Origin of the sequence: Spirosoma utsteinense (assembly GCF_014282275.1) — a bacterium.
GTDB classification, from domain to species: Bacteria; Bacteroidota; Bacteroidia; order Cytophagales; family Spirosomataceae; genus Spirosoma; species Spirosoma utsteinense.
In genome coordinates this window covers 1-2937 of the sequence record NZ_VFIA01000114.1, presented here as the reverse complement: position 1 = coordinate 2937, position 2937 = coordinate 1, and the positions used below count along the sequence as shown (strand labels likewise).

Annotated in this window: 3 protein-coding genes and 1 pseudogene; 3 read left to right on the top strand and 1 reads right to left on the bottom strand. The window is 48.0% G+C overall.

The genetic code is table 11. The features are described 5' to 3' along the window. Positions 1–112: 112 nt before the first annotated feature. From FH603_RS28835 to FH603_RS27840, 3 genes and pseudogenes are all read left to right on the top strand, one after another. Positions 113–740 (top strand): annotated as a pseudogene (locus FH603_RS28835) (IS3 family transposase); the annotation flags it as partial. Between the two features lie 169 nt (positions 741–909). Next, complete coding sequence (locus tag FH603_RS27845) at positions 910–1410, top strand: hypothetical protein (protein WP_186742587.1); 501 nt, start codon at positions 910–912, stop codon at positions 1408–1410. Between the two features lie 13 nt (positions 1411–1423). Next, a complete protein-coding gene (locus FH603_RS27840) occupies positions 1424–1696 on the top strand; it encodes a helix-turn-helix domain-containing protein (protein WP_186742585.1) in 273 nt (90 codons plus the stop codon). A 97-nt stretch (positions 1697–1793) separates the two neighbouring features. On the opposite strand, the gene FH603_RS27835 is transcribed toward FH603_RS27840, so the two are convergent. After that, entirely contained in the window at positions 1794–2852 is a 1059-nt protein-coding gene (locus FH603_RS27835; RefSeq protein ID WP_186742589.1) for an IS256 family transposase, read from the bottom strand. Positions 2853–2937: the final 85 nt, after the last annotated feature.

The window sequence follows — 2937 nt, the reverse complement described above, 5'->3', positions numbered from 1 at the left end:
TTAGCCGGAACAGGTTCAGGTGTCGGCCGTTTTGTCTTTTTCATGGGGTGACAACAGGCTTACCCTAAAGTACGAAAATCGTTGCTCCACCCCAGGCTTTTTTATGCTCTCCTATAGGGTGTATTGTGAAGAAGGATTGCATCTCAGAAGCAAGCGTCCCCGTCGTAACCGAGCCGCTGCACACCGTTTGGAACGCCCTCAACTCTCCAGTATCCATCAGTGCTGGAGTATGGATTTTGTGGCCGATCAGCTCTTTGACGGCCGCAAAATTCGGTCCTTAACTTTAGTGGATAATTATAGTCGTCAATGCCTAGCGATTCATGTTGGCCATTCTTTAAAATCGGAAGATGTAGTTGCTGTAATGAATCGCCTACAATCGTTATATTTAACTGTTCCTGAACGTATTCAACAGGGCCGCCTGAGCGGTTGATAATGGCAGTAAATTTATCTCAAAGCTTCTGGATAAGTGGGCTTATGATAACAAAGTGACGCTGGACTTTTCAAGACCTGGAAAGCCAACGGATAATGCGTTCATCGAGTCATTTAACGGTAGTTTCCGGGATGAGTGCTTGAACGCTCACTGGTTCTTATCGCTGGATGATGCTCGGGAAAAAATTGAACACTGGAGGCAAGAATATAACAGCTTCCGACCCCACAGCTCTCTTGGTGGCTTAACCCCAGATGAAGTTGGAAAGGGGAAGGAAAAACCAACAAATGAACGTCCGATCCTCAATCTTTGACTGGAACGCTTTTCGGGAGGACCTCACAGGCGGCTTAAACTCCAGTCAAAACTGGCTCACCAGAGGGGGTAAGGACATAACCCCTCTAAGCAAGTACTTTTAACCGCATGAATCTTTAGATTTAATCACGGATAAAAACTACCTTCGCTGATAAATACTTAACTTAAAAGTGAATAATTTTGTAACGATTCGTCTTTTTAAAATGTTCGAACGAGTAGCTTATTACACCCTACAGGTGGAAGGCAAAGAACAATCGGAGACCGATAGTTTTTTTACCCGTTTTGAACAAGAAGAGCCGTTAGCGCCTGATTTGAACTTACTGGTAGCCTGGATTCAGGAGATCGGCCAGAGACGGGGGGCGAGGGCTCGATACTTTCGATTTGAAAATGCGGCATCCGCCCTACCACCTCCTGCTCGCATCATGGCGGAGTTAGGCAACGATTATTGTCAGTTTCGCCTGTATTGTATTCGGCTATCTGACGAGGTTGTCATCTTGGCTAACGGAGGACGTAAAGTGAGTCAGACCGTACAGAAGAGTCCTGAACTAATGACTCATTTTCGATTTGCCAATAAAATCGCTCTACAACTCACTGAGCTTACTCAATCTGGAGATCTGCTACTGGATGGTAAACAGATCGTAGACATGGACCGAATTGAACTACTAGCTTAACAAACAGAATATTATGGACGCATTCGACCGGATTGCCAGCCGGACTCCCGATCAGACTCGGCGCTTAGTCAACAAGATGCTCGATGTAGCGGATCGTATTCATGCTATTCTTGAGCAAAAGGGTATGAGTCAGAAAGACTTGGCGGTTGCTCTACACAAGTCAGAGTCTGAAATCAGCAAATGGGTTAGTGGTACCCACAATTTAGAGCTGAAAACGATCATCCGGATCGAGGAAGCGTTGGGCGAGGACATTCTAACGGTGCCAAAACCACGGGCTATTGCTTAGGCGCTTATGCTTTTAAGCCCTTTTGTTACTATAGATACGTTCGTTTGCTTGTGAACAAGATAGCCCGGGAGTGCTCGCTGAACTGTGTCAGCGGGGTTTAGTCGAAGCGATGGGGTTTAATGCGGTCCTCAAAAATAATGCTGAATTGGTTGATAATTTCCTTCCAGTTGTAGGTTGTCGTTTCCCACTTGATTTGCAGGTTCTGGATCGTCAGATAGACCAGTTTTTGCAAGGCCAGGTCCGAACTAAAAGCCCCCTTCGTTTTTGTTACTTTGCGTAACTGCCGGTGGTAGCCCTCGACCGTATTGGTCGTGTACATCACCTTGCGGATGGCAGCCGGGTAGTCAAAAAAGGGCGATAGTAATTCCCATTTCTCCAGCCAGGGCTGCACCGCTTTCGGGTAAAGATGGCCCCATTTCTCCTGCACCAGCAGTAAGTTTTCCATCCCTTGCGTCCGATCCGGGGCTTGGTAAACCGTCTTCAGATCACGGGCAAAGTCTTGAAGGAGCTTATCGGGCACGAAGCGGAACGAGTTTCGAAGCTGGTGGACGATACAAAGTTGGACGGTCGCTGCGGGGAAAACGCTGGTGATGGCCGTATCAAAGCCCTTCAACCCGTCCACACAGGTAATCAGGAGGTCTTCCACTCCCCTCTGTTTGAGGTCACTCAAGACCGATAACCAGAACTTAGCTGACTCACTCTCAGCCGTATAGATACCTAATACTTGCTTTTTGCCCGACAAATTCAGCCCGATCACGCTATATAACACTCGTGTTACTACTTTACCTTCCTGACGGACTTTGTAGTAGATGCCATCGAGCCAGACCAGCGTGTAGAGACTCTCTAAGGGCCTATTCTGCCAGTCCCGCATGGCCGGAATGACTTTGTCAGTAATGGCCGTCAACTCACTGTCAGAGAGCGCATAGCCGTACATCTCCTGCAGGTGCTGGCTGATGTCAGAATAACTGTTACCCACGCTGTAAAGTGAAATGACCTTTTGCTCCAATTGGGGGGTGAGCACGACCTGCCGCTTGGGGACGAGTTGTGGCTGGTAACTGCCAACCCGATCGCGGGGGGTGATCAAATCCAACAGACCGGCACTGGATTTGACCGTTTTTGTGGTCTTCCCGTTGCCGCACCGATTTCTATGGGTTATGAAAAGGCTGGCGCATAATTTTTGTCATATTTTTCACCCCGTCGAACAACCGCACAAACCCGGTGAATCAGCTTGTTGCGGACGG

Excerpts from the sequence above, each read along its gene's own strand:
- FH603_RS27840 (WP_186742585.1), top strand. The coding sequence starts at position 1,424 with ATGGACGCATTCGACCGGATTGCCAGCCGGACTCCCGATCAGACTCGG.